The following is a 26968-nucleotide window of genomic DNA, read 5'->3' on the forward strand; positions in this document are numbered from 1 at the left end:
AGTGGTTTGAATTACAATTTTTATATACATAAAAAATTAAAATAGGTAAAATGTTGAAAGTAATATGTGAGAAAAGGGGATTTTTAGTGGAAATGAACAGAAAAAAACTAGTTTCAAATATTTCAACAGCCATGTTATTAGTTGGTTTACTTGCACTCATATATATGAACAAAGAATCCAAAATTGAAGATTTTCCAATACCAATGTCAGCAATACATGTTAATGATGATAATGAAGGGAATTATCAATATATAAGTGTTATGCCTATTACGGAGGCAACCGGATGGGAGAACTTAGGGGAAAACGGACATACTGTTAGTTTTAAAAAAGGGGATCGGAAAGTAACTGTATTACATTATCCGGGAGAGATTACTTATTATTTATTTGAAAAGTAAATAGAATGAGCCATAAACAATGAGGCTTTCCTAATTTGTTTATGGCTTTTTATATATTAAAAATTGAAGTTTGAACGATATTATGAAGGGGAATTTTATATAGAAGAGAATATAAAAATGATATAAGAAAATATAAGGAGATATATTCTATGAGGAACGAAGCTTTACATGCTGTAGAGGAATATCGTAAAGATTTAAATGCTGGTAATATTGAAAAAATAAATAGTTGGGTATCAAATGATTTTATAGGTTACTTTGGGTATTACAGTGATAGAGACTATGAGGTATACCGAGGCGATACATATAAAGAAGATAATATTGAAACATTAAAAAGTTATGAAGGACAAAATCCTTATTGGAAATATAAAGACTTAACACATAGTTTAAGAATGGAGAACGAACTAATATTATCTGCTATTGTAGAGTTTTATTTGCAGGATAAAAAAATAGCATCTGTTTTAGCGATGGAAGTTTTTAAGAAAGAAATGGATGGGTGGAAGTTATATAGACAGCATATGGAAAGATATACGGAATAATTTGAAGGATGCTGATTTTATGTAGATTATCAATTTAAACGTAGTATCTTGAACTATCTGTTACGTATCTAAACTTGAAGTGGTGCACTCCTACGAATACTAACATATCTATTAGTTATTTTAGTAAGTTTTATTGTAGTTACTGTAGCTTAAGGATTTCTGATATCAATGTCAGAAATACATATTTACCAGGATAATGAAGTTATAACTGTATCACATGATTCCGAACAGAATAGTTATTATGTATTTGAAAAATGAATGATGATAAAAGAGATAGAACGTAAACGACCCTATAGGAGTGTTTACGTCCTATTTTTTTGTTTATAATTCTGAATTATTCGAATTATAATATATGTTATATGGGGAGTAAAACAATATTTTGAAGGGGAATGAGTTGATAAATTGCCAAGAATAAAAAAAATAGGGCGTTTTTGTCCTGTGGATGATCAAGGATTTATTATAAACGATGCACATTTGAATAAAATTCAGCCTGTGTTTTGGGAGGTAATACAAGAAATAAAGGATACTTGTTGTCAATTGTTACGGGATGATTTGCATAGTGTTTATATAAGAGGTTCTATTCCAAGAGGGATTGGAATAGAAGGTATTGCAGACGTAGATATGATTATTTTAGTTCAAAAGGACCCTAAGGCAATAAACTTAAGCTGGAGAAAGAAGCTAGAAGTCCAAATTACACAGCAGTTTACTTGTATATCAGGAGTGGAGTTAAGTTTTTATAGTGAAAAAGAAGTAATAAACTCAGAGGATTTTTCTTTTATAGGATTTATGATTCAAACACATAGTGTGTGTATATTGGGTGAAGACGTAAAATTATTTTTACCTAAATATAAAGTAAGTCAGGAGATAGCGTATGAACATCTCATTCATTTGCGGAAACAAATTGAACAAGTACACAAAGAGTTAATTCATAATCAAGACGAGGATGATATAGAGGATTGCTGTCGGTGGATTATGAAAATAATAATCAGAGCCGGTCTAGCATTAACAATTGATAGAGAAGGGCTTTATTCCAGGGACTTATACCCAGCGTATGCACTATTTAGTAAGCATTTTTCCGAGCAAAAAAAGAATATGAGGAAGGCATTACAATATGTAATTGAGCCTATAAAAGATATAGAAGAAATTTTATCGTTTTTAGATACCTTTGGTAATTGGTTGATAGAAAGAGCGGTGGATTATTTGAAGAATATCCGTTTTTAATTCATCATAATTTTGTTATGTAAACAAAAGGTATTGAAGTAAAGTAGAGGAGTGAGGGATTTGGATTTTTATATTGTAGATGTCTTCTCACGAGGTAAGTATACAGGGAATCAACTTGCAGTGTTTATGGAAAATCAGGAAGTTTCCAGTGAGGAAATGCAGACAGTAGCAAAAGAAATGAATTTTGCAGATTACTATGGAATCCCAGAGGATACGGCAACAGGAAGCTCAAACGAATGTTTAGCAGCGTATCTTCTAAAATATCGTTATATTTTGGAACAGAAAAGGCAGATATGCGTGTTGAACAAGGATATGAAATAAACAGGCCTTCTTTAATACATATACAAGCTGAAAAAGTAGCGAGTAAAATTAATGTTAGTGTAGGCGGAAAAGTAGAAAGTATTGCAAGTGGGAAATGGATCGTATCATATCATAAGGGGGAATAGAAATGCTATTAAAAACAATATTTTGCAAGGTGGAAGAAGAGAAAAGGGAATTGTTTTCTGATGCGCAAGAAAAATGGCGTGATTTACAGTATTTAGACGGATTCTATGGACAATTTGGTGGGTGGAATGAAGATGAAGCATGTGTGTATACTTTATGGAAAGATAGAAATGCATATCAATCATTCATGAATGACGCCCATGATACAATTTTTTTTAATAGTAATCAAGAAGGCACATATACTTCCTGCAATATTGAAATGTTTCAAACGTTGTATGATATAACAGAAATTCCTTTGAAAGACGTAATTGCACAAGGTTCATTTGTAAGAGTTGCAATTTGCGATGTGGGGGAAGGGAAAGAAAAATACTTTTTACATGCGCAAGAAACAATTTGGAATAAAGGAATGGAAAATGCAAAAGGGATATTAGGTGGAGTTGTAGGGAAGTCTTTAAAGACTGAAAATCGTTACATAGTATTAACGTATTGGCAAGATGAAATAGCACATGAACGTTATATGAAAGAAATTTTTCCTGCGTTATACCAGTTAGCAAATGTAAATGAGTATGTTGAAAATATAAATGGAAAGAGAGTTATTCGGAAGGAAGAATGGTCTGTTGCCGCTTCTAAATTAAGTTAGAACATATTTAAGTAGCTAGTTTTGAAAAATTCAATATAGAACATTTGTTCTTATATAATTACTTTGTACAAGAATAAGAGGGGAGATATTTAAATGAGTAGAGTTTTAAGATTTGAATTGCAAGTCCCAAACCCTGAAGAAGCTATTCAATTATATACAAATAGTTTTGGATGGAAGTTTGAAAAAATGCCTGGGTCACATGACTATTAGTTCATTATAACGGGGAAAAGGGATCGACCTGGTATTGATGGTGGATTAATGAAATCACCTGATGGTGCTACTAGGACGACTAATTCGATTGAAGTACCTTCAGTTGATGAGTACATAAATAAAGTCATTGAAAATGGTGGACAAGTAGTTGTACCTAAAACTGCTATTCCTAATATGGGTTACTTTGCTTATTGTATAGATAATCAAGGGCTTCTTTTTGGAGTATGTGAAGAAAATATTGAAGCGTAAAAAATTAGGGGATTTCGAAATTATTTTGTTTGTTGAACGATGTTTTCTATCAAAGATTATAATTATTGAAAAATTGTATATAAAAACTAGTATTATTTTAGCTGAAGAAGGATCCATTTTGATTATTTTCAAAAGGATTCTTTTTTGTTTTTCACATATTGTGAGTTATTTAGGCATCATTAATCAAACTTATATCGGTATATTATCTATGAAAAAAGTAAATAAATGATGATATATTTAAGGGTTAATCTATGGACTGCTAAACAGTTTGAGGTGAAAAGGAAAAGAAGACCAATTATTTTCGTGTAAACATGTAATTAAGTGAAGACGTCATATACCCTTTCATGTTAATATATTTAAGTTATAATAGGAGGCTTACCCTTTTGTATTGTACGGTAGAAGCAGTGTGAGCTTGAAATTTTTTATGAAAAGGATGTGCCTAACTTGCGTATCAATAAATTTATTAGTGAAGCTGGAAAAGCGTCTCGACGTGGAGCAGATAAGTTAATTAACGAAAGAAAAGTAATTATTAATGGTAAGGTTGCAAAAATTGGTGACCAAGTAAATCCAGGTGATGACGTACGAGTAAATGGAGAGCAACTTCGTATTGCTCGAGACCATGTGTATATCGCTTTAAATAAACCAGTAGGTATTACATGTACAAGTGAAAAAGCAGTAAAAGGTAATATTATCGATTTAGTGAATCATCCTTTACGAATTAGTCATATTGGACGTCTCGATAAAGACTCAGATGGTTTAATTTTATTAACGAATGATGGCGATATAGTTAATGAGATTTTACGTGCTGAAAACAAGCATGAAAAAGAATATATCGTTTCAGTAGATAAGCCGATTACACCTGATTTCTTAGAGAAAATGGCAGCGGGTGTTAAAATTTTAGGAACAAAAACACTTCCTTGTGAAGTAACACAGTTATCAAAATATGAATTCCAAATTATTTTAACACAAGGGTTGAATCGTCAAATTCGCCGTATGTGTGAAGCTTTAGGTTATCAAGTATACACGTTAAAACGTACGAGAATTATGAATATAGAATTGAATAATTTACCAGTTGGGCAGTGGAGAGATTTATCGAAGAAAGAGAAAAGACGTCTATTTTCAGACTTAAATTACGAACCACAAGATTGGTAAAATTGAGAAGTGAAACCAAATTCTTTTTGGTTTCACTTTTTTAAATTAAATAAATAATATTATTTAACACTTGCAAAAATAAAATGAATAAGATATATTAAATAACAATAAATGGATGTTTTATAAAAGCAAAGAAAAGGACACGAGTTATTTTACCCGGTTATACAGAGAGGGAAGGAAAGCTGAGAACTTCCTAACGCAGAAAAATAACTTACCACCTTAGAGCTGCACTAGGGAAACTAAGTATCTAGTGCCGTGTATGCGACGTTATCGCAAAGGAAGCCATTGCATTTTGTGATGGGAATCTGGGTGGAACCACGGATATAAGCATATTCGTCCCTATTTTAGGGATGAATATGCTTTTTTGCATTCAATTTCATAATAAGCGAAGAAAAGGACACGAGTTATTTTACCCGGTTATACAGAGAAGGAAGGAAAGCTGAGAACTTCCTAACGCAGAAAAATAACTTACCACCTTAGAGCTGCACTGGGGAAATTAAGTATCTAGTGCCGTGTAAACGACGTTACCGTAAAAGAAGCCATTGCATATTGTGATGGGAATCTGGGTGGAACCACGGGTATAAGCACGCTCGTCCCTATTTTAGGGATGAGTGTGCTTTTTATTATGAAATGGAGAGATGAAAAATGAAAGAAAAGATGATTGAAATTAAATTTCCAGATGGTAGCGTTAAAGAATTTGTGAAAGGCATTACTTTAGAAGAAATTGCTGGATCTATTAGCAGTAGTTTAAAAAAGAAAGCAGTTGCAGGAAAAGTAAACAATCAACTTTTTGATTTACGCCGAAACATTGAAGAAAATGTGGAAGTAGAAATCATTACTATAGATTCAAATGAAGGTGTAGAAATTGCAAGACACTCCGCTGCACATATTTTAGCGCAAGCTGTAAAAAGAATGTATGGTGACATAAACTTGGGGGTAGGGCCTGTTATTGAAAATGGATTTTATTATGATATGGATCTTCCGAGTAGTGTAAACGTAGAAGATTTACCGAAAATCGAAAAAGAAATGAAAAAGATTATAAATGAAAATGTAAAAATAGAACGAGTTGAGGTCTCGCGAGAAGAGGCAAAAAAACTGTTTAAAGAAATGAACGATCACCTGAAATTAGAACTTTTAGAAGCAATTCCTAATGGGGAAAGTGTAACACTATATAAACAAGGTGAATTTGTAGATTTATGTAGAGGACCACATTTACCGTCAACAGGCTATTTGAAAGCCTTCCAATTAACTCATGTTTCTGGTGCATATTGGCGAGGCGATAGTAACAATCAAGTGCTTCAGCGTATTTATGGTGTTGCATTCTCTTCTCAAAAAGAATTAGAAGAATATTTACATTTTGTTGAGGAAGCAGCAAAGAGAAATCATCGTAAGTTAGGTAGTGAATTAGAGTTATTTATGTTTTCAGAAGAGGCTCCAGGAATGCCGTTTTACTTGCCGAAAGGACAGATTATTCGCAATGAATTAGAAGCATTTTTAAGAGAAATTCAAAAAGAGTACAATTATCAAGAAGTACGCACTCCGTTTATGATGAACCAAGAATTATGGGAGAAATCAGGACACTGGGGGCATTACAAGGACAACATGTATTTCTCAGAAGTAGACAATAAAAGTTTTGCATTAAAACCGATGAACTGCCCAGGACATATGCTTATGTTTAAAAATAAATTGCATTCTTATCGTGAATTACCAATTCGCATGTGTGAGTTCGGTCAAGTTCATCGACATGAATTTAGCGGGGCATTAAACGGATTATTAAGAGTTCGTACTTTCTGCCAAGATGATGCTCATTTATTTGTAACACCAGAACAAATTGAAGATGAAATTAAATCCGTAATGGCGCAAATTGATTACGTATATAAAACTTTTGGATTTGAGTATGAAGTAGAGCTGTCTACTCGTCCAGAAGATTCAATGGGTGATGATAAGTTATGGGAGCAAGCAGAAGCCGCATTAGAAAATGTATTACATTCATTGAATTATAAATATCGACTAAATGAAGGTGACGGTGCATTTTACGGACCGAAGATTGATTTCCATATTAAAGATGCTTTAAATAGAAGTCACCAGTGCGGTACAATTCAGCTTGATTTCCAAATGCCAGAGAAATTCGATTTAAATTATATAGATGAGAAGAATGAAAAGAGAAGACCAGTTGTCATTCACCGAGCAGTTTTAGGATCTTTAGACCGCTTTTTAGCAATATTAATTGAGCACTTTGGAGGCGCGTTCCCAGTGTGGGTGGCACCAGTTCAAGTGAAAGTAATTCCAGTTTCGAATGCAGTGCACGAACAATATGCAAATAGGATTGCAGATAAATTAGCACAAGCCGGAATTCGTGTTGAACAAGATATACGTGATGAAAAATTGGGGTATAAAATTAGAGAAGCACAAATGCAAAAAGTTCCGTATGTTCTTGTTATTGGGGATAAGGAAATGGAAAGCGAAGCTGTAAATGTACGAAAATATGGGGAAGAGAAGTCGGATGTTGTTTCGCTAGATGTATTTGCGGCAAGTATTGAAGAGGAAATAAAGAATAGAAAATAATAATTGATTAGAAAATACGCCATTATAATGAAGTGAACTCGAATAATGGCACATGAAAAAAACACCTCCTGAATTCGCATACTAAGTATGTCAATTCAACGGAGGTGTTTTTCATTTGAAGGGAAGAGTACATTACCCGAATGAAGTAAAGTGGAAAGTGATTGATTTGATATTGAAAGGCCCCCAACATTGTAGACATATCTAAAATGTTGGGGGCCGATTTGTTTTCTAGTTATTCACTTATTAAAAGTAAAGCTGTTAACTTGCCTTACAAATTTTCTTCAAAAAGTTTCGGTAAAAATTTGCTGAACTCACTCATTTCTTCTACATTGTGTTTATATAAACCACTTAGATTAATAAATGGTGGTAATCCTTTTGGGAAAATGAATGTAGAAGTCATTACTGTACCGTTATCAGATTGTTCGTATTGATGTATTACTTGTGAAATGACATCGTCATCATCATCTAAACATGAACCCATTAAAACATGGCTGTAATGGATATTGATAGGGCAATCTTTAGGATCTTCCCATCTAATTCTTAGCGGGAATTCCAGTCCATCCCCCGCAGATTCGATTGAAGCTGATATGGCTCCTACGTGTCCATGTACTTTAGGGTCAATTAACCACTTAAAATCAACATGTTCTTCTGGGTGCCATAGTTTATATCGTTCAGGGTTATCAATATTATCCCACCACCAGTCAATCATTTCTGGTGTTACGTCATTCAATTTATGTTCAACTACTAGTGATACTTGGTTTTTCATTTCTATACCTCCTGTTTTTTTAAACCAACATGGTGTTGGTTATTTGTATTAAGTATTATAGTATGGGTATCTTATGTGTTCAATAAACAGAAATAGCTGATCTGTTGTATTCTGAACATTATATAAAAATATGTCTAAAAAAATTAAAGAGGTAAAAAGTGGAATGTGTATATGCTGATTTACGCGTAGCTCGTACTAAAGAAGCGATACGTGATAATTAATAAATGAAAAAGGGTTTGATTCCATTACGGTTAAGGATATTACAGCTAGGGCCAATATTAATCGAGGGACATTTTACTTACATGGGGAAAATATGATAAAGAAAAAGCTATTGAATTAATAGTAACCATAGTCATGGATTTAGCAATACATTGGAATAGTGAAATTGAGCAACGAAAATGGAAGTACTCTATTTTAATGTCTATGAGAGAAAAAAATAATGATTATGATACTTTATTAGAGAATGTAGCTAACCTGTATAGTGATTTTAATTATCCAGAGGATATGAAAGGGTTTATTTATTATTTAGAACCGGATGAAGGCTATGATTCAAGTAAGTATACCAAAAATGAAAATATTAGACGACTGATAGATAAACTAGATTCATTCTTACAAAGTGAACAGAAAGCTTTACAGGAGGTTTAAATCATAAGAATAAACCTTTAGAGGATATTTTATAGTAAATCGAGATTCCTTTACAAAGTCGTAGGTTATACTCCTACGGCTTTTATTATGCATTATTTAAGTGAAAGCTACTTTTTTTGAAGAGAATGAAAGATCCAATGCTAGTTCGGGTGGTTTTCGATTTGAATCAATATGCTACTTTCCAAATCGATTTACATGTACTGTAATGTAGGGACTTAAATAACAAATCAATTATTTATTAAAAATTAATATTCCGTTATATCTCTTATAACGGAAAATAACAAATAACGACACGTTTTTTAGAAATGTTGTTATTTGTTGCTTATTTGTCTTCTATTTGTTGTTATTTGTTATTTATCCGTCTTGTATTTATTGTTTATTTGTTGTTTTTATCTATGGAGAAATATGTAATGATGCATATATAAATAAAGGGGATCGATATGCAGAGTGTGATTAAATTATATTAAACAAAATTCAAATTATATTAGTTATTTTATATATATTAAAAATGACGCCATTTAACTAAGTATATCAAGTTGTAACTGCTATAATTACTTAAATAAAATTTAAAAATCATTTTATAAGTATAACATTTTCGTTCGTATTAATACTTAATAGTTAAATTATTGAATGCAATCGACAAAATTCTACTATTTACGTATTAAAAATTTAATGTTTTAATAAAGGTGTAAATGGTATGACCACTCAAGGGAGGAGAAGATTGCACTAATAAATGTGCAGTAAAGTTGCAAGTAACATTATGTTGAAATTAATTATCTTAATATTATGTCACTTTTAAAAGGGGCTAGAATCTCGAAAGTATAGCATTTGAAAAAAGTGTTTTAAGTTTCTACATAGCAAAAATGATTTTATTCCGTAATAAAAGTATAAGCAATGTACAGTATAAATTCATCTTTTGTAATCTTGTAGGGCCCTGTTGACAAAACTAGGAGAGATATTATGAAATTATTATCAAAAAGGTCATGGCGGGGTTAGCAGTAGCAGCAACTCAAGAGAAAAATAAATATTATACTTATCATTGGGCAGTTAATTCAAATATAGGTGATGAAATTTTATTATTTACTTCCGAAAAATTTAATATTCGAATTAAAAGAAAAGAATATCCTTACTTTCTATGAGAAGTAAATAATAACGAGGTTTAACACTCTATCCGAAAGATTTCTCCTTCCTAGAGCATGTGACAAAAAGAGCCTAGCGCTAGGTCGTTCAAGATGTATGTGTAAGATTGTAAATAGACAATAGTAAAGGGGCGTACGGAATGAAAAATAAAATAATTTCAGGATTTTTTATAACATCAATTGTAACTGGGGCGACTATTCCTATCAATACTCTCGCAACACCAATCGTTCATGCAGAAACTCAACAGGAAAGCATGGATATTTCCTCATCATTACGAAAATTAGGTGCACAATCTAAATTAATCCAAACATATATTGATCAAGGTTTAATGAGCCCTAATGTACAGCTAGCAGAAGTCCCAGCTTTAAATACAAATCAATCCCTAATCAAGCAAGATATGAAGGAATGGTCATCAGAACTTTATCCACATTTAATTCTAGTAAATTCAAAAAGTAAAGGGTTTGTAACTAAATTTAATAACTATTACCCAGCATTAAAAGAGTTTGTAGACAATAAAGAAGATAAAGAAGGGTTTTTGGATAGACTTGAGGTTCTTCAAGATATGACTATGACGAATCAAGAAAACGTACAAAGACAGATTAATGAATTAACAGATCTTAAATTACAGCTGGATAAAAAACTTCAAGATCTCGATATGGATGTAGCAAAAGCACAGGGTGTACTAAGTTCAGACGGAACAGGGAAAATAGATCAGCTAAAAAATGAATTACAAAATACCCAAAAATCAATTCAAAATGATTTACAACAAATAGCATTATTACCAGGAGCTTTAAATGAACAAGGGTTTGTTATATTCAAAGAAGTCTATAACCTTTCAAAAGATATCATTGAACCTGCTGCTCAAACTGCAGTAGCAGCGTATAACAAAGGTAAAGAAATTAACAACTCTATTATAGAAGCAGAGAAAAAAGCAGAGCAAGAAGCGAAAGAAAAGGGTAAATCTGCTCTAGAGATTGAAGCTGCCAAAAAAGAAGCCCGTGAAGCAATTGAGAAAAGCAAACAAGCTGAAATAGCTGCAGCTGCAGTTGCAAAAACAAAAGAGTATGACCTTACGAAAGCTATTGACCCTGAAAAAATTAAGAAAACATATAGTGCTTTCGCTGAAGTAAATAAATTAACAGCAGAACAGCGAACACATTTAGCAGATTTAGAGGCACAAAACCAAAAATTTTATGATTTAACTAAGAACCTAAAAATAGCAGATTTACAAAAATCAATGCTTCTTATTATGCAAAATGATTTACATACCTTTGCATATCAAGTAGATGTAGAACTTGACCTACTAAAACGTTATAAGGAAGATTTGGGTCTAATAAAAAATAGCATTACAAAATTATCTACTAATGTTGATACAACTAGCCAGCAGTCTCAAAAAGATACATTAAGACAATTAAAAAATGTAATAAGTTACCTTGAAGAACAGGTCTATAAATTTTAATATTATGTTTTTGGGAATCTAAAAAGATTATAAGAATCTAGCGAAAGAATGAGAAGGAGAATAGTTATGAAAAAATTTCCATTTAAAGTGTTAACTTTAGCTACTCTGGCAACGGTTATAACTGCTACTACCGGTAACACTATTCATGCATTTGCACAAGAAAAGACCGCTCAAGAACAAAAAGTAGAGAATTATAAATTAGGGCCTGAGGGACTGAAGAAAGCATTGGCTGAAACAGGATCTCATATTCTTGTAATGGATTTATACGCAAAAACAATGATTAAACAACCGAATGTAAATCTATCCAATATTGATTTAGGTTCAGAAGGAGGAGAATTAATCAAAAACATTCACCTTAATCAGGAACTGTCGCGAATCAATGCTAATTATTGGCTAGATACAGCGAAACCAAAGATTCAAAAAACAGCACGTAATATTGTAAATTACGATGAACAATTTCAAAATTATTACGACACATTAGTAGATACTGTACAAAAGAAAGATAAGGCAGGCTTAAAAGAGGGTATAAATGATTTAATAACTACAATTAATACAAATTCAAAAGAGGTTACAGAAGTAATTAAGATGTTACAGGACTTCAAAGCAAAACTATATACAAATTCTACAGATTTTAAAAATAATGTAGGCGGCCCAGATGGAAAAGGTGGATTAACGGCACTATTAGCGGGTCAACAAGCGCTAATTCCACAACTTCAAGCTGAAATTGAGAAGCTACATTCTACTCAGAAAGAACATTTTGACAATGTATTAGCATGGTCAATTGGCGGTGGATTAGGAGCAGTCATTTTAGTTATTGGCGCTATTGCAGGAGCGGTAGTGATTGTTGTGACTGGCGGTACAGCAACACCAGCTGTTGTTGGTGGCCTTACAGCTCTTGGTGCAGCTGGAATTGGTTTAGGAACAGCAGCTGGTGTCACGGCATCTAAGCATATGGACTCCTATAACGAAATTTCTAACAAAATGGGACAATTAAGTACAAAAGCTGATCTCGCTAGCCAAGCTGTTATTTCGCTTACTAACGCGAAAGACACTTTGGCATATCTGTATCAGACAGTGGATCAAGCGATACTGTCTCTAACGAATATTCAACAACAATGGAATAAAATGGGAGCTAATTATACAGATTTGTATGATAATATCGACCAAATGCAAGAGCATAAACTCTCGTTGATACCTGATGATTTAAAGGCTGCTAAACAAAGTTGGAATGATATTCATAAAGATGCAGAATTCATTTCGAAAGATATTGCTTTTAAACAAGAATAGAATTTTATAATCATAACCTATATTGGAGGAATATAAAATGATTAAAAAAATCCCGTACAAACTAATCGTTGCATCAGCTCTTTTAACTATGACAACAACTTCTATAGTCTCACCAGTAGCAGCTTTTGCAAGTGAAATTGAACAAACTAACAATGGAGATACGGCTCTTTCAGCAAATGAAGCGAAGATGAAAGAAACTTTGCAAAAGGCTGGGTTATTTGCAAAATCTATGAATGCTTATTCTTATATGTTAATTAAAAATCCAGATGTGAACTTTGAAGGGATTACTATTAATGGATATGTAGATTTACCTGGTAGAATTGTACAAGATCAAAAGAATGCAAGGGCACATGCTGTTACATGGGATACGAAGGTGAAAAAACAGCTTTTAGATACATTGACGGGTATTATTGAATACGATACAACATTTGACAATTATTATGACACAATGGTAGATGCGATTAATACAGGAGATGGAGATACTTTAAAAGAAGGGATTACAGATTTACGAGGTGAAATTCAACAAAATCAAAAGTATGCACAACAATTAATAGAAGAATTAACTAAATTAAGAGACTCTATTGGACAAGATGTTAGAGCATTTGGAAGCAATAAAGATCTCTTACAGTCGATTTTAAAAAACCAAGGTGTAGATGTTGAGGCTGATCAAAAGCGTCTAGATGAAGTTTTAGGATCAGTAAACTATTATAAACAATTAGAATCTGATGGGTTTGATGTAATGAAGGGTGCCATTTTGGGCCTACCGTTAATTGGCGGTATTATAGTGGGTGTAGCAAGAGATAATTTAGGCAAGTTAGAGCCTTTATTAGCACAATTACGTCAGACTGTAGATTATAAAGTAACATTAAATCGTGTAGTTGGAGTTGCTTACAATAATATTAGTGAAATGCATAAGGCGCTTGATGATGCTATTAATTCTCTTACTTATATGTCCACGCAGTGGCATGATTTGGATTCTCAATATTCGGGAGTACTTGGACATATTGAAACTGCATCTCAAAAAGTGGATCAAAATAAATTTAAATTCTTAAAACCTAACTTGAATGCAGCGAAAGACAGTTGGAAAACATTACACACAGATGCGGTCACTTTAAAAGAAGGAATCAAAGAATTAAAAGTGGAGCCTGTTACTCCGCAAAAATAAGGAAACATTAATTCTGTTGCAAAGTCACCTAAAACATAGAGAATCTATGATTACGTTGTTAAATAGTAATGCGACAATTAATAAATCCTTATACACCAGAAAGGCGGAGTCTCATTAATGACTTCGCCTTTCGTCTTTATAAAATTTGTACCCAGATACCAAGATAACCGTGCTGTATTGCAGATTTTCAAAAAATTTGAAAGATGTCGCTTTTAAAGAAGAATAGAATTAAAAAACAAAACCTATATAGGAGAAGTATAAAATGATGAAAAAAATCCCTTATAAAATACTCGCTGTATCGACATTTTTAACTATGACAACAACTTATGCAGTTACACCGGTAGCAGCTTTTGCAAGTGAAATTGAACAAACTAACAATGGAAATATGTCTCTTTCAGCAAATGAAGAACAGATGATAAAAACTGTGCAAGATGCTGGGTTATTTGTAAAATCTATGAATGAATATTCTTATTTGTTAATGAATAATCCGGATGTGAGTTTTGAAGGAATTACTATTAATGGGTATGCAGATTTACCTAGTAAAATTGTACAAGATCAAAACAATGCAAGAGCACATGCAGTTTCATGGAATACGAAAGTAAAAAAACAGCTTTTAGATACATTGACAGGTATTATTGAATACGATACAAAATTTGAAAATCATTATGAAACATTAGTAGAGGCGATCAATACTGGGAATGGAGATACTTTAAAAAAAAGGATTACAGATTTACGGGGGGGAATTCAACAAAATCAAAAGTCTGCAAAAGTATTAATAGAAGAATTAACTAAATTTAAAAATGCTATTGGAGAAGATGTTAGAGTATTTGGAAGCCATAAAGAGACCTTGCAGTCTATTTTAAAAAACCAAGGAGCTGCGGTTGAGGATGATCAAAAGCATTTAGAGGACCTTTTAGGGCAAATAAACTATCAGAAAGACATAGAATCTAAGGGCTTAGACATGGTAAAGATCCCCTTTCTCCCAACATTGATTGCTGGTGGGATAATGATAGGTGATGCAAGAGGTAAGTTAGGCTGGCTAGAGCCGGAATTAGCAAAATTACGTCAGAATGTAGATTATAAGATAACATTAAATCGTGTAGTAGGAGTTGCGTTTCATAATATTAGTGATATGCATAGTGCGATTGATAGTGCTATTACTGCTCTTACTTTTATGTCCACGCAATGGGATGATTTAGACTCTCAATATTCGGGCGTACTGGGACATATTGATACAGCTAATCAAAAAGCTGATCAAAATAGATATAAATTCTTAGTACCTAACTTGAATGCAGCAAAAGATAGTTGGAAAACAATAAGAACAGATGTTGTCACATTACAAGAAGGGATAAAAATTGCAGAGAAAAAAGAACAAGATTTTATGAATCAGCTTCGTCCATCAAGCGTTTCCTACTTTTATAAAAAAATTCATAACGCATATACATTTGAAATAAAGACCGGATCAAATGCACCAAATGCGTCTTATAAAGTTATGAATTTAACTAAAAACACGGTTCATAATATGTGGGGTGGAGGACCAAATACAAGCATGTGGGCTGACTGGCTTTCATTTAATCTAAAAGATGAATTTGCGGTGGTAGCAGTAGTGGATGGAAAAGAATATGTTGTATATAAAGACAAAGTAGAAAATATAATGAACTGAACCTGAAAATGAATGAGCAAAAAGAAAGAGCTTTTTTTGCTTTAGTAATTGTCAACTTTTTTATTTGATAGACGTGTAAATAGACTACTATTTTAGTAAGTCGATGAAAAATTTGTCGAAGTATTGAATATTTAAACCGCGTAGGCAAAACATTTAAATATACGCCTAAAGGTCCAGAAGGCCTTATTGAAAGTGACGTATATACGGAAGTTTAAAAATAAAATTAAGGATAGCTTTTAAATGGATTGGCTACAATATTGATTGTGGAGGTGAGAAAGGTGAACAAAAAACAACAAGGTTACAATAAGGCAACTTCTGGTGCTAGCATCCAAAGTACAAATGCTAGCTATGGTACAGAATTCGCAACTGAAACAAATGTACAAGCAGTAAAACAAGCGAATGCACAGGCTGAGGCAAAGAAAGCACAAGCTTCAGGTGCACAAAGTGCGAATGCTAGTTATGGTACAGAATTTGCAACTGAAACGGATGTGCATGCAGTGAAACAAGCGAATGCACAAGCTGAGGCAAAAAAATCCCAATCTTCTAGTTCTAATCAATAATGAAGGAAAAAGACTTCTCTATCTTAAGAGAAGTCTTTTCTCAGACCGTGGAGAAAGTCTTCTCCACGGCCTATTTTTGTGTCTGAGCCTTTATTGAAGGGGTACCGCCAGCATTTTTGAAAAAACAAGCTAAGCAAAAAATATAATAAGCCGCCCATATGGACAGCTCATTTACATAATTCTCATTATCGGAATTCAATGTATCTAGAAATGAATAAATATGATCTACTTAACATTAGCCTCCGTTATCAGTAATTGGATAACTACTTAAAACAGAAAAGGAATTTGCCAGTTTTTTTGCAAAACTTAATGGTGGTTCAACAGATTGGATATGAATATACATAATCAATGGTTTCATATATAACCAATGATTATGTAAGGCGCTAACAATAATCCCTTGTTGAACAATTGATTGTATAAATAAAGGAATTTCTTCTTGTAAAATAGCGATTTCCCCTAAGTTCAACGCATTGCCATTTTGATCTAACGATTCAAAAGATATCCCAACCGGTATCACAGAGGTGCTTGGTCGTCCTTGAACAAACACTTTAATATTACGACGCAAGGAGACAGAACAAACACCCTGATTTATGTTGCTCTTTCCATTAAAAATTTTAGCAAATTGCTCACAAAGGAAATTAAGGTTGTTCATAAATCTGATGCCCCTTTCTTAGCAGATAAAAGTTACTTCATAAATATTAATACTCGTCCATTAGCTTTTATATAAGTAATTTAAGAAATTCCCATAAAGAAAAGACACCCATATATGAAGTGAACCCAAATAGTGGTACATGAAAAAACATCTTCTGAATTCGCATACTAAGTATGCAAATTCAACGGAGGTGTTTTTTATTTGAAGGGAAGGGTACATTGCCCAGAAGAAGTAAAGTGGAAAGGGATTGAGTTGAAAAAGGATGACTATTCAAATCGTACCATTATGGAAATACTCGAAATTAAAAATGTTTCCCCAATTTAGACATGGATGAAATGGTATCGTACAGATCCAACTTATTATTTTCAACAACCTGTAGGAAAACAATATCCTTTTGGAAATGGGCCGAAAGAGCTAAGCGAATTGGGCAGATGGTTTAGGTGTTTTGATATGTGTCCCGTTTTCTGGTTCACTTCAACTTCAAAATGGTGTGTTTTCTTTTTTACCTTACAAAATTGTAAGGTAAATGTAAGAGAAATCGAATGAACAGATTTTAGAAAGATGAGAATATTAAGGGGTGATATAATTCATATTTCTTTTTAGTTCGAAAAGTTAAAAAATTTAAGGGTTTATATGACAAAAAGATAAGAAATATGTGAGAAATTTATTCTATACAAAAGGGATGGAGTGAAAGAGATGTCAACAAATGTAGTTACTGTAGAAAGTGTAGAAAAAACGTATGGGAAAAGAAATGAGAATCAGTCAAAAGCATTAAGGGGTGTTTCATTAAGTATTAAAGAAGGGGAGTTTGTAGGGATTATGGGTCCTTCTGGATCTGGAAAAACGACATTACTAAATGTAATTAGTACACTTGATCAAGCGACAGGTGGAAGTGTAACAATAGCTGGCACAAATATTACTTCTATGAAGGGTAATGCATTATCAGATTTTCGTTCTCAAAAATTAGGATTTATTTTTCAAGATTTTAACTTACTAGAGAATTTATCAATTTATGAAAATATCGCTTTACCACTTTCTCTGCAAGGTGTACCGTCAAGTGAAATTACTGGGAAGGTAAATGGAGTAGCAAAGAAATTAGGGATTACTGAAATTTTAACAAAATATCCGACTGCTGTTTCTGGAGGACAAAAGCAAAGAACAGCGGCAGCACGAGCTTTAGTACATAATCCAGCAATCGTATTAGCAGATGAACCGACTGGGGCACTTGATAGTAAAAACGCAAAAAGCTTATTAGAAGCGATGCAAGATTTACATGAAAATCACAATGTAAGTATTTTGATGGTTACACATGATGCATTTAGTGCAAGTTATTGTGAACGTATTTTATTCATTCAAGATGGTCTTCTTTATAAAGAATTAAAGCGTCAAGGAACACGAGAAAGTTTCTATCAAGACATTTTAGGTGTGCTTGCTCATATGGGCTCAGCAACTGAGTCTAAGTAAGGGGGCGAGACTATATGTTATTCAAATTATCACGTCATAGTATGAAAAAGATGTTAAAAGATTATATGGTTTTACTTATTGGTCTCGTTATTAGTATTAGTATCTTCTACATGTTCCAAACGATGGCGATGAATAGTGAATTTACGAAAGATAATAGTCTCATTAGTAGTATTAGACTCGTCTTCTGGGTTGGTGCAATATTGCTTGCTTTCATTACAGTTTTTTACATCATATATGCCAATTCTTTCTTACTCACATTAAGAAGAAAAGAACTTGGTATGTACATGATGCTTGGCGCGAAAAAGAAAAAAGTAGCACAGTTATTATTTATTGAGACTTTTGGTATGGGTATTGTCAGTATTATTATTGGGATTTTAGTAGGGATGTTACTTGCTAGTGTAGCAGGGAATTTTTTAATGAATGGAATGGAAATTTCAGCAAAAGGTAATTACGCATCTGTGTACACACCAGCTATATTAGTTACATCTATTTTCTTCTTAATATTATTTTTCATTACTGGTCTAATGAATAGTATCCGATTATTACGTAAAACAGAATTAGAGTTAATACGTGAAGATGAAACACAAGATGAAGTGAAAAAAAGTAAAACTCGCACAGTTATTATGACAGTACTAGGTGTATTGCTAGTAAGTACAGGATACTATTTTATGGTAAATATAAAAATGTTTGCTGAACTAGGCTTTATAATAGCGACAATTGTTACGACATTAGGAACGTATTTCATTTTTAGTTCGTTACTCCCACTTTTTGTAATGAAAATTAAGGGGAATAAAAAACGAAATGAAACGGGATTAAATAGTTTTACTTATGCACAGTTACGTTTTCGAGTAACTAGTTTATCGAGAGTATTAGGCACTGTAGCGATGTTAATTGCATTAGGCGCAGGTGCGATGACGGCAGGTATGGCGTTCCAAAAAAATGTAGGTATTATGACAGACTTTTCTCGTGTATATGATGTTGTAATTCATGATCCAAATGAACAAGATAAAGCTTCATTAAAAGAAATGGAAATCGTTGAAGAAAGCAAGTACAAGTATAAAGTAGATGGAGAAGCGGTTTATTATTTACGTAACGACTTAACTGCTAAACCACCACTTGTTTCAGATCACTTTGATACAAAAACTTTAAAAGAGCCTGCTCGTAAACGTGTGGCTGAACCTTTAACTGAACCTGTCTATTCTGCTTTAGAAGCTCCTGAAGCAGCGAATAAGCTTCCTCGTATGCCAAAAGATTGGGAAGATGCAGTTGTAAGAGAAATACAAATTACACATAATCAATTTAATGGAAAACCTGTAAGAATTGCAGATGAAGAACACTATAAAGGAATTCAAGGAACAGAACACACTGTAACATTAGCAAAAGTAGATGATATGAAAAAATATAAACCGTTGTTAATCGAAATAGATAAGAGACAAAAAGAACAAATTGAAAAAACAACAGGTACAAAAGTAGACTTATTTACGAAAATGACAATTTATCAATTTATGAACAGTTTCATGAGTGGGACAATGTTTATGGGATTTTTCCTCGGAATTGCCTTTTTAGCAATGATGGCAAGTTCTCTTATGTTTAAAATATTAACGGGTGCTTCTCGTGACGTACGCCGTTATGAAATGTTAAGAAAAATCGGTGTGAGACGTAGTATGTTAACAAAGAGTATATATAAAGAAATTTCATATTTATTTATCTTCCCAGCGATTATTGGAATTTCCCACGTGTTAGTAGGGCTTAACTTATTTAGCTTTATATTAGTTGACCCGTTTGTAAAGGTGTGGGTGCCAATAGGGATTTTCTTAGTCATTTATTTCATCTATTACTGGATTACCGTCCAACTTTATAAAGGTATGGTAATGCCGAAAGAAGAAGTAGCGAAATAAAATAGTTTAATGGAAAAGTCCTTGTATGAAAACAAGGGCTTTTTTAATAGGATGTTCTTTATAAAGAAGGAAAAGATTGGATAATAGTCGAAAAATATAACAAGACTTCCGAGAAATGACTGAAATAATACTATTTTGTCGAGAGAAAGGATATTACGTATGAAAGAAATGCTACAGTTATTTCGCAACAAAGTGTACGCACGTTTTTTTCTAGCAAATATTTTAGAGCGACTTGGTTCTATGATTGCTGGAATTTCTTTAATGTTTTATTTGTTAAATCAATACGGAAAACAACCAGTTTACGCAACGATGACGCAAATTATGATTGCATTACCTGCATTAATCTTTTTTCTATTAGTAGGGACAGTAGTGGATCGTTTTGATAGACAGCGTATTTGTACGGTAAGTAATATATGTTGTTCGCTTTGTAATATTGGAATTCTAATTTCGCTTTATTACGGGATGATTATACTCGTCTTCATATTTTTATTTTTGGAAAATGCATGTATACAATTTTTCTCTCCATCAGAACAGTCGATGATACAGGGGGTAGTTGAATCAGACCAATATGGTGTAGCAGCGGGTATGAATCAAATGGTAAATAGTTTGTATGCTTTGTTTGGTGTAGGAATTGCAACGATGGTGTATTGGACTTTTGGAATTTACGGAAGCATTTTAGTAAATACGCTCACCTTTATTATGAGTGGTATTTTGATTCAAACGATCTCCATTCCAGAAAAAGTTCGTTTACCAAATGGTAGAACAAAATGGAAAGAAGTTAATTTGAAGATGTTAATAACAGAGTTTCAAGAAGGGATCAAGTATATATACCAAAATGAAACTTTAAAAAAATTACTTTTAGGATTTATCGTATTTGGACTATTAAACGGTATTTTAAGCGTATCCACTACTTACATATTAAAATACAAATTAGCACCAGCAACGTATGAAAGTTTAACAATGGTGGGCGGTGTAGTTGGAGGGATTTCATTACTAATTGGAAGTATAGTAGCAACAAGTATAGGTAAGAAATATGCACCAAAATCTATTATTGTTTTTGGTATGGCAGGCTCAGGAGTCTTCTTCGGTATGTGTTACTTTGTAAATCACGTATGGTCTTTTTATGTATGTATCGCTTTTGCGACTTTCTTTTTACCATTAATTAATGTTGCAATAATGGGCTGGATGTATGAAATTGTAGAAGAGTCATTCATGGGACGTGTACAAAGTTTACTTAGTCCATTAACGACAGGATTCCAGCTTTTATCTCTCGGTGTGATAGCAATGTTGTTCCCGAAATGGATTAGTGCAGATACATTGTTTATTATTTTATTTGGTTTATTATTTTTGGTTATGTGTTTATATCAAGCTATTTTACCTAGTGGGAGGAAGCAAGTGCAGTGTATAGCTGAAGAGATGTAACATATGTAGGTTTTTTTATTTCTGAATATTCTATCGAATTGTAAGGGAGATAGAGTGATGGTGATGCGAGTTGCTAAATGGTGTGGGATTACTTGTTTACAACTATTAGCTGCAATCTTATGTATAATCTGTCTAGGTGCGCTCCCTCGGTTATTTAAGGGATTGCAAATTGATTTAATTGGTTTTTGGAACACAGTTCTGTTTCTTGGAGAGAAGTTACTTCAACCAGGTGAAATTACTTATGGATTTCGGAACTCAAGAAAGTTATTTCCACAAATATGGATTCATTATGTAGAGACAATGTTTGTATTTATTTCGGCATTTATCCTTTCTTTACTCATTGCGTATGTTATCGTTGTGTGGGTATTGCAGCGCTCTCAATCAAAGCAACGTATATGGAATGGAGTCTTCGTCGCACTTGAAAGTATCCCGGACATTTTATTAATTTTACTATCTCAACTTCTAGTAGTAATTATCTTTCAAAAAACAGGATTTATGCCAGTGAAACATGCGGGATTTGGTGAGGATAGGGCTCGCATGTTACCAATAATATGCCTTGCTATACCTACAACGTTATTATTTATGAAGCTACTATTATTACGTTTTAGAGAAGAATTAGAGAAAGATTATAGCATATTTGCAAAGAGCAGAGGACTGAGTTTAAGACATATTTTGACACACCATATTTCAAGAAACGTTTTGTTAACAACAGTCTATTATGCAAAAACAAATATTTTATTTATGTTATCAAATTTATATATTATTGAATGGCTATTTAATACGTACGGCATGTTTGTTTTTGTAAAAGAAAATTCCAATTAGAAATATTTACAGTGAGTTAGTTATATTATACGTACCGCTTTTTATACTATTTCGTATATTACATACGCTTTTAAAAAATGTTATAAAGGAGCGTGTGTAACATGTGGCAAGTTGTAAAAAGAGATGTGAGATTTTGGCTAGGTGTTACTTTTTTGAGTGTACTAATGCTTGTTAGTATTGGAAATACGGTGTTTTTTGACGGGAATATTCGCGAATTAACGATGATGTATAACGAAAAAGGAGAATTAGAGGCTGCTCCGTTTTCACCATCGAGTAAATTTTGGTTCGGAAGCGATGAAAAAGGACGCGACCTTTTTCAGTTAATAATAGAAGGAGCGAAATGGACAGTTGGTGCTAGTATCGTTATCGCAATTTTACGTGTAGTAATTGGCGGAACTATTGGTTTATTGCTAGGTATGTACAGTAAACGCTCATTTTCAGTTATCCCATCTTTTTTTGATCCGTTTAGCATTGTACCGATGATTATGATTTCCTATTTTATGTTACATGAAGTTTTAATGTTTGAAAGTGGAGAGGAGGCTGCTCCGTTTCATTTGCGAGTTACGTTTCAAGTAGTGGTTCTTGCGTGTCTTGCTGTACCAACTGTTATGTTGTATGTAGCGCAAGAAGTAAAACGTATTAAGAATGAAGAATTTATGTTGGCGGCCACTGTGCTCGGCGGGAGTAAGTGGCAGAGGTTGAAACGTCATGTATGGCCGCATATGCTACCATCATTTCTTTTATTAGTAGCCCAGCAATTTGTAAGTACTTTATTACTCCTCTTGCATCTTGGTTTGTTAGAATTATTTTTTGGCGGAACAATAATTTTTGGTACAGAAGCAGATAGTGTAACAAAAGAGTGGACAGGTTTAATCGGACAAAACTTCCGTCACTTAACTACACATACATGGATTGTACTTATACCAATCGCTTTCTATAGTATGACAATTTTGTCAGGAAATCTTATTAGTAATAGTATGCAAGATGCGATTAAGCTAGGAAATGTTAGAAGAGCGAATCGGAAGAAGGAAGAAGTGAAAGTAGAGAAACTAATACAGCCTACCATGAATGATTTTTCATTTCATAGAGAGGTGCAAAAATAAAAAAAGATAGCTGAAGAAAAATTGTTTTCAGCTATCTTTTTTCGTTTAGAGTGGAGGTAAATCAATCTTACCTTCTTCAAATAATTCTTTTATCATATGTTTCGTATAACCAGCAGCTTGACCAAATGTGATTTTTGCTGGCATTGGTGCTTCATTTACATCTACAACTACATCAATAATGCACGGTTTATTTTGTTTTACTGCATTTTCAAAGGCAGGAAGTAAGTCATCTAAATGTTCTACACGGTATCCAATACCACCGCACGCCTCTGCGTATTTTGCGAAATCAGGATTCGTTAAGTCTGTACCAAATTCAATATTACCCATAACCTCTTGTTCGAATTTAATCATAGCAATTTTATTATTGTTTAATACAACAACAACGATTGGTAGTTTATATTTAACAGCTGTTACGAAGTCATTCATTGTCATTCCGAATCCGCCGTCACCACAAACTGCAAATACTTGTTTATCCGGGAAAGCAATTTTTCCAGCAAGGGCACCAGGTAAACCACAACCAAGCGTGGCAAGCCAGCTAGAAATGATAAATTGCTGATTCGTCATACGGAAGTGTCTTGCTGTCCATACTGTTACATTTCCGACATCGACTGATAGAATTGCGTCATCTTCTGCTACTTTCTGCAGAGCGTGCATAACTCGCTGTGGTTTAATTGGAGTGGAAGAGTCTTCTTCTTGATTGTGTAATTTTTCTTCCCACTTTTTCATCATTTCTTGGTGGTGTTCTAAGAAAGTATGGTCTTCAAGTTTTTCTACATTTTCAATTAACCATTTTAATGTTTTATCAGCATCACCAGCTAAGCCGATGTCTGTCGCATAACGTTTCCCGATTTGAGCCGGATCTGTATCAATATGAAGTGTTTTTGCTTTCTCAGGTAAGAAACCAGTAAACGGATAAGAAGTACCAACCATAATTAAAGTATCCGCATGCTTCATTGCCTCATAAGAAGGCTTTGTTCCAATTAATCCTAACCCACCGATGCAAAGAGGGTGTTCATCAGGAATAATCCCTTTAGCAGGTAACGTAAGTACGATTGGAGCACCAATGTGTTCTGCAAATGCAAGTAAAGACTCTCTTGCATGTTTTGCTCCTTTCCCGGCTAAAATAACAGGTTTTTTCGCTTCATTTATTGCGAGTTTCGCTGCATGTAAATCTTTTTCTTGCGGAAATAACTCAGGCAATGTAAAAGAAGTGTTTGTAACACGAGCACCATTTTTTATTTCGAATTTCGGAACATCATCTGGAATTGTTAGAACAGATACACCTTTTTTCGTATATGCCATTCGAATCGCTTGATTCACTACAGCAGGTAGTTGTTCTGCTGACATAATGCGTTGGTTATAAACCGCAACATCATCAAACATTCTTTCTAAGTTTACTTCTTGGAAAAAATCGGTTCCGAGTAAATCAGATTCCACTTGTCCTGAAATTGCTAATACCGGGGCTTTATCGAGTTTCGCATCATATAAACCGTTTAATAAATGAATAGCGCCAGGTCCTGCGATTGCCATACAAACACCTAGTTTTCCTGTTAATTTTGCATAGGCAGCCGCTGCTAATGCGCCAGCTTCTTCATGACGAACTTGAATGAATTTAATTTTATCTTGTTTTTTTCTTAAAGCTTCAATAATAGAGTTGATGGAATCTCCAGGCATTCCGTATATATGTTCTACTCCCCAGTCAATTAATAGATCAACTAATGCTTCACCGGCTGTTTTTCCAAACATAATTGTTCCTCCTTTTAATAGGTAGATACTATTATGTTTTGGAGAAAAAGGAAAAATATACAATTGATAAAATTTTTATCTTTAATGATGACCGGCGAATAGTGTAAATACTATTATTAGTAAAAATCCACTAATAGACCACGATAGAAACGGAAGGAAAGGTAGCTGTTTTTTTGCTTTCCAAAGCATTTCATGAATTGTGACATATCCAAGTGAACCAATAGCACTTCCCATAATGAGTCCTTGTAAATGAAGAGCTTTTCCTTCCATAAAAATGCCAAAAACTGTACCAGTTCCGAGAATAAGAGAAAGTAATAAAGTTGTTAATAAAAAGGAAATATATTTATGTTTTGTAAAGAGAAAGGGAATAATTAATGCTAATCCTTCTGGAATATGGTGAACGACAATTGCTATTAAAAACGGAATGGCAGAGTCATTATGATTTATAAAAGCTGTACCTAACGCAAATCCACTCGGTATATTATGAATAAATATAGCGAAAGAGAGAAAAAGGAAGGTTTGCCATGCTTGTTGATCCTTTTTATGTATCATTGGATGATGACAATAGTTATCTAATAAGCTCATAACTAAAATACCGATAGCTATACCAAGTATAGGCCCAATTATTTCATAGCTTGAAAATGTTTCAGGAATAATTTCAAGTGATAATAACCCAAGTAAAATGCCGCCACATAATGCGTATAAACGATGCATTTTTTCTTCAATTAGCTGGCGTGTTGCTATTCCAACAGCACCGCCTAATAGTAATCCACCGAATGAAAAAAACGTAACAATCATTGGAATCCATAATCGTTCCATAGTATCACACTCCGATTCTATACCCTTGTTTTTAGCTTACGAGAAGGAAAGTTAGATTAGTCCAAATTATTATGATTAATTATAGAGAAAAAACTGTAAATTCATTATAATTTATATATTGAAATGAAATGGAGAATACAAATGCAAACAAAATGGAGTTTATCTGAATACGAAAATCCAAAACGGTATGATATTGAAAATAAAAGTTTGTCAGATTTTCCGTTTTTACTATCATGGGCAAAAAAACTAAATATACAAAATGAATGGATTCTAGATATTGCCTGTGGTACAGGAAGGGTTACAATTCCATTTATAGAAAATGGATATCAAATGATTGGTGTAGATATACATGAAGGAATGCTTGCTGAAGCAAAGAAAAAAACTACGGATTGTAAGAGGGTAAAATGGTTACAACAAGACTGTTTACAATTAAGAATGAATGAAACAATTCCGTTAGCATTTATGGTAGGACACGGATTCCAGCATTTTCTTACGAATACTCATCAAAATCAGTTATTAACATCTATTCATCATGTGTTAGCTGAGAATGGTATATTCATATTCGATACACGTTTTCCTTCAAAAGAAGAATTAATACAACCATCTACAGAAGAATATTGGACTACTGTTACTGACGAAAAGGGAAGAAAATGTGATCTATATACTGAAATGACATATGATTCAATTCAGCAAATACAGCACTACATAACCACAAGAAGGTTTTATGAGGGTGATACTCTAGTAGAGGAAATAAAAACAACGATAGATCTTCGTTATACGTACCCGCAAGAATTAGAAAGGTTGTTAGAGTTGAACGGGTTCGAGTTGCTACATATATATAATGATTGGGAAGGGAATGAGTTAGGAGAGGATTGTTATTCAATGGTAGTAGTTTGCCGGAAGAAAAAATAGTATTATTTTAATAAATATGAGTGTAAAAAGCCT

At 33.3% G+C, this 26968-nt stretch carries 24 protein-coding genes, 4 pseudogenes and 2 other annotated features; of the genes and pseudogenes, 24 read left to right on the plus strand and 4 right to left on the minus strand.

Going from position 1 to position 26968, the window contains the following annotated elements; genetic code table 11:
* Nucleotides 1-50: 50 nt before the first annotated feature.
* From BAQ49_RS12330 to thrS, 9 genes and pseudogenes are all read left to right on the plus strand, one after another.
* Nucleotides 51-395, plus strand: coding sequence for a hypothetical protein (locus tag BAQ49_RS12330; protein WP_071745549.1), 345 nt, complete (start codon nt 51-53; stop codon nt 393-395).
* Between the two features lie 149 nt (nt 396-544).
* Nucleotides 545-931: a DUF4440 domain-containing protein gene (locus BAQ49_RS12335; RefSeq protein WP_071745550.1), complete on the plus strand. Its 387-nt coding sequence runs from the start codon at nt 545-547 to the stop codon at nt 929-931.
* 402 nt (nt 932-1333) lie between these two features.
* Entirely contained in the window at nt 1334-2152 is an 819-nt protein-coding gene (locus BAQ49_RS12340) for a nucleotidyltransferase (protein ID WP_071745551.1), read from the plus strand.
* 60 nt (nt 2153-2212) lie between these two features.
* The gene (locus tag BAQ49_RS12345; RefSeq protein WP_244159093.1) at nt 2213-2473 is read left to right on the plus strand and encodes a PhzF family phenazine biosynthesis protein; all 261 of its coding nucleotides are present in this window, start codon (nt 2213-2215) and stop codon (nt 2471-2473) included.
* On the plus strand, nt 2446-2598 hold the full coding sequence (locus BAQ49_RS33530; protein WP_244159094.1) for a hypothetical protein: 153 nt from the start codon (nt 2446-2448) through the stop codon (nt 2596-2598). Before BAQ49_RS12345 ends, BAQ49_RS33530 begins: the two co-directional genes overlap by 28 nt.
* A gap of 2 nt (nt 2599-2600) precedes the next feature.
* Complete coding sequence (locus tag BAQ49_RS12350) at nt 2601-3236, plus strand: YdbC family protein (RefSeq protein ID WP_071745552.1); 636 nt, start codon at nt 2601-2603, stop codon at nt 3234-3236.
* Nucleotides 3237-3329: 93 nt separating this feature from the next.
* A pseudogene (locus tag BAQ49_RS12355) lies at nt 3330-3695 on the plus strand (VOC family protein).
* 444 nt (nt 3696-4139) lie between these two features.
* A complete protein-coding gene (gene rluF / locus BAQ49_RS12365; RefSeq protein ID WP_071745554.1) occupies nt 4140-4847 on the plus strand; it encodes a 23S rRNA pseudouridine(2604) synthase RluF in 708 nt (235 codons plus the stop codon).
* A gap of 122 nt (nt 4848-4969) precedes the next feature.
* Nucleotides 4970-5191: a binding site (T-box leader), on the plus strand.
* A 35-nt stretch (nt 5192-5226) separates the two neighbouring features.
* Nucleotides 5227-5448 (plus strand) — a binding site (T-box leader).
* A gap of 44 nt (nt 5449-5492) precedes the next feature.
* Nucleotides 5493-7412 carry a threonine--tRNA ligase gene (gene thrS, locus BAQ49_RS12370; protein ID WP_071745555.1) on the plus strand — a complete coding sequence of 640 codons (1920 nt, stop codon included), beginning with the start codon at nt 5493-5495 and terminating at the stop codon, nt 7410-7412.
* Nucleotides 7413-7680: 268 nt separating this feature from the next.
* On the opposite strand, the gene BAQ49_RS12375 is transcribed toward thrS, so the two are convergent.
* Complete coding sequence (locus BAQ49_RS12375; RefSeq protein ID WP_071745556.1) at nt 7681-8178, minus strand: DAPG hydrolase family protein; 498 nt, start codon at nt 8176-8178, stop codon at nt 7681-7683.
* 158 nt (nt 8179-8336) lie between these two features.
* Here BAQ49_RS12375 and BAQ49_RS12380 point away from each other — a divergent pair.
* The 8 genes and pseudogenes from BAQ49_RS12380 to BAQ49_RS12410 form a co-directional block, all read left to right on the plus strand.
* Nucleotides 8337-8482 (plus strand): annotated as a pseudogene (locus BAQ49_RS12380) (TetR/AcrR family transcriptional regulator); the annotation flags it as partial.
* A gap of 26 nt (nt 8483-8508) precedes the next feature.
* On the plus strand, nt 8509-8823 hold the full coding sequence (locus BAQ49_RS12385; protein ID WP_414646250.1) for a DUF2247 family protein: 315 nt from the start codon (nt 8509-8511) through the stop codon (nt 8821-8823).
* Nucleotides 8824-9806: 983 nt separating this feature from the next.
* Nucleotides 9807-9962: a hypothetical protein gene (locus tag BAQ49_RS32910; RefSeq protein WP_165616042.1), complete on the plus strand. Its 156-nt coding sequence runs from the start codon at nt 9807-9809 to the stop codon at nt 9960-9962.
* 140 nt (nt 9963-10102) lie between these two features.
* The gene (hblC, locus tag BAQ49_RS12390) at nt 10103-11422 is read left to right on the plus strand and encodes a hemolysin BL lytic component L2 (protein ID WP_071745558.1); all 1320 of its coding nucleotides are present in this window, start codon (nt 10103-10105) and stop codon (nt 11420-11422) included.
* Nucleotides 11423-11488: 66 nt separating this feature from the next.
* Nucleotides 11489-12709 carry a hemolysin BL lytic component L1 gene (gene hblD / locus BAQ49_RS12395; protein WP_071745559.1) on the plus strand — a complete coding sequence of 407 codons (1221 nt, stop codon included), beginning with the start codon at nt 11489-11491 and terminating at the stop codon, nt 12707-12709.
* A 37-nt stretch (nt 12710-12746) separates the two neighbouring features.
* Nucleotides 12747-13874, plus strand: a complete 1128-nt coding sequence (gene hblA, locus BAQ49_RS12400) for a hemolysin BL binding component B (RefSeq protein WP_071745560.1) — start codon at nt 12747-12749, stop codon at nt 13872-13874.
* A gap of 262 nt (nt 13875-14136) precedes the next feature.
* A complete protein-coding gene (gene hblB, locus BAQ49_RS12405; RefSeq protein ID WP_071745561.1) occupies nt 14137-15537 on the plus strand; it encodes a hemolysin BL regulatory component HblB in 1401 nt (466 codons plus the stop codon).
* Nucleotides 15538-15815: 278 nt separating this feature from the next.
* Entirely contained in the window at nt 15816-16097 is a 282-nt protein-coding gene (locus BAQ49_RS12410) for a gamma-type small acid-soluble spore protein (protein ID WP_071745562.1), read from the plus strand.
* 235 nt (nt 16098-16332) lie between these two features.
* On the opposite strand, the gene BAQ49_RS12415 is transcribed toward BAQ49_RS12410, so the two are convergent.
* The gene (locus BAQ49_RS12415; protein WP_071745563.1) at nt 16333-16749 is read right to left on the minus strand and encodes a DUF1259 domain-containing protein; all 417 of its coding nucleotides are present in this window, start codon (nt 16747-16749) and stop codon (nt 16333-16335) included.
* A 201-nt stretch (nt 16750-16950) separates the two neighbouring features.
* Here BAQ49_RS12415 and BAQ49_RS12420 point away from each other — a divergent pair.
* From BAQ49_RS12420 to BAQ49_RS12445, 6 genes and pseudogenes are all read left to right on the plus strand, one after another.
* Nucleotides 16951-17175, plus strand: a pseudogene (locus tag BAQ49_RS12420) (IS3-like element ISBt2 family transposase); the annotation flags it as partial.
* 270 nt (nt 17176-17445) lie between these two features.
* Nucleotides 17446-18213 carry an ABC transporter ATP-binding protein gene (locus BAQ49_RS12425; protein WP_071745564.1) on the plus strand — a complete coding sequence of 256 codons (768 nt, stop codon included), beginning with the start codon at nt 17446-17448 and terminating at the stop codon, nt 18211-18213.
* A gap of 14 nt (nt 18214-18227) precedes the next feature.
* Entirely contained in the window at nt 18228-20111 is a 1884-nt protein-coding gene (locus BAQ49_RS12430; protein ID WP_071745565.1) for an FtsX-like permease family protein, read from the plus strand.
* 159 nt (nt 20112-20270) lie between these two features.
* Nucleotides 20271-21533, plus strand: a complete 1263-nt coding sequence (locus BAQ49_RS12435) for an MFS transporter (protein WP_071745566.1) — start codon at nt 20271-20273, stop codon at nt 21531-21533.
* Nucleotides 21534-21590: 57 nt separating this feature from the next.
* Nucleotides 21591-22455 (plus strand): annotated as a pseudogene (locus BAQ49_RS12440) (ABC transporter permease subunit).
* A 1-nt stretch (nt 22456) separates the two neighbouring features.
* Complete coding sequence (locus BAQ49_RS12445; protein WP_071745567.1) at nt 22457-23458, plus strand: ABC transporter permease; 1002 nt, start codon at nt 22457-22459, stop codon at nt 23456-23458.
* A gap of 45 nt (nt 23459-23503) precedes the next feature.
* On the opposite strand, the gene BAQ49_RS12450 is transcribed toward BAQ49_RS12445, so the two are convergent.
* Nucleotides 23504-25204, minus strand: coding sequence for a pyruvate oxidase (locus BAQ49_RS12450; RefSeq protein WP_071745568.1), 1701 nt, complete (start codon nt 25202-25204; stop codon nt 23504-23506).
* A gap of 81 nt (nt 25205-25285) precedes the next feature.
* On the minus strand, nt 25286-26023 hold the full coding sequence (locus BAQ49_RS12455; RefSeq protein WP_071745569.1) for a ZIP family metal transporter: 738 nt from the start codon (nt 26021-26023) through the stop codon (nt 25286-25288).
* A gap of 123 nt (nt 26024-26146) precedes the next feature.
* Between BAQ49_RS12455 and BAQ49_RS12460 the strand changes: the two genes are divergently transcribed.
* The gene (locus BAQ49_RS12460) at nt 26147-26935 is read left to right on the plus strand and encodes a class I SAM-dependent methyltransferase (RefSeq protein ID WP_071745570.1); all 789 of its coding nucleotides are present in this window, start codon (nt 26147-26149) and stop codon (nt 26933-26935) included.
* The last annotated feature ends 33 nt before the right edge of the window (nt 26936-26968 follow it).

It is taken from the genome of Bacillus proteolyticus, assembly GCF_001884065.1.
Classification (GTDB): domain Bacteria; phylum Bacillota; class Bacilli; order Bacillales; family Bacillaceae_G; genus Bacillus_A; species Bacillus_A proteolyticus.

What these genes read in the sequence shown, in the direction of transcription:
- hblD (WP_071745559.1), top strand. Translation starts at nt 11,489, where the DNA reads ATGAAAAAATTTCCATTTAAAGTGTTAACTTTAGCTACTCTGGCAACG.
- BAQ49_RS12445 (WP_071745567.1), top strand. Translation starts at nt 22,457, where the DNA reads ATGTGGCAAGTTGTAAAAAGAGATGTGAGATTTTGGCTAGGTGTTACT.
- BAQ49_RS12455 (WP_071745569.1), bottom strand. Translation starts at nt 26,023, where the DNA reads ATGGAACGATTATGGATTCCAATGATTGTTACGTTTTTTTCATTCGGT.
- BAQ49_RS12460 (WP_071745570.1), top strand. Translation starts at nt 26,147, where the DNA reads ATGAAATGGAGAATACAAATGCAAACAAAATGGAGTTTATCTGAATAC.
- BAQ49_RS12375 (WP_071745556.1), bottom strand. Translation starts at nt 8,178, where the DNA reads ATGAAAAACCAAGTATCACTAGTAGTTGAACATAAATTGAATGACGTA.
- thrS (WP_071745555.1), top strand. Translation starts at nt 5,493, where the DNA reads ATGAAAGAAAAGATGATTGAAATTAAATTTCCAGATGGTAGCGTTAAA.
- hblC (WP_071745558.1), top strand. Translation starts at nt 10,103, where the DNA reads ATGAAAAATAAAATAATTTCAGGATTTTTTATAACATCAATTGTAACT.
- BAQ49_RS32910 (WP_165616042.1), top strand. Translation starts at nt 9,807, where the DNA reads ATGGCGGGGTTAGCAGTAGCAGCAACTCAAGAGAAAAATAAATATTAT.
- BAQ49_RS12330 (WP_071745549.1), top strand. Translation starts at nt 51, where the DNA reads ATGTTGAAAGTAATATGTGAGAAAAGGGGATTTTTAGTGGAAATGAAC.
- BAQ49_RS33530 (WP_244159094.1), top strand. Translation starts at nt 2,446, where the DNA reads ATGCGTGTTGAACAAGGATATGAAATAAACAGGCCTTCTTTAATACAT.
- BAQ49_RS12415 (WP_071745563.1), bottom strand. Translation starts at nt 16,749, where the DNA reads ATGAACAACCTTAATTTCCTTTGTGAGCAATTTGCTAAAATTTTTAAT.
- BAQ49_RS12430 (WP_071745565.1), top strand. Translation starts at nt 18,228, where the DNA reads ATGTTATTCAAATTATCACGTCATAGTATGAAAAAGATGTTAAAAGAT.
- BAQ49_RS12335 (WP_071745550.1), top strand. Translation starts at nt 545, where the DNA reads ATGAGGAACGAAGCTTTACATGCTGTAGAGGAATATCGTAAAGATTTA.
- hblA (WP_071745560.1), top strand. Translation starts at nt 12,747, where the DNA reads ATGATTAAAAAAATCCCGTACAAACTAATCGTTGCATCAGCTCTTTTA.
- hblB (WP_071745561.1), top strand. Translation starts at nt 14,137, where the DNA reads ATGATGAAAAAAATCCCTTATAAAATACTCGCTGTATCGACATTTTTA.
- BAQ49_RS12425 (WP_071745564.1), top strand. Translation starts at nt 17,446, where the DNA reads ATGTCAACAAATGTAGTTACTGTAGAAAGTGTAGAAAAAACGTATGGG.
- BAQ49_RS12435 (WP_071745566.1), top strand. Translation starts at nt 20,271, where the DNA reads ATGAAAGAAATGCTACAGTTATTTCGCAACAAAGTGTACGCACGTTTT.
- BAQ49_RS12450 (WP_071745568.1), bottom strand. Translation starts at nt 25,204, where the DNA reads ATGTTTGGAAAAACAGCCGGTGAAGCATTAGTTGATCTATTAATTGAC.
- BAQ49_RS12350 (WP_071745552.1), top strand. Translation starts at nt 2,601, where the DNA reads ATGCTATTAAAAACAATATTTTGCAAGGTGGAAGAAGAGAAAAGGGAA.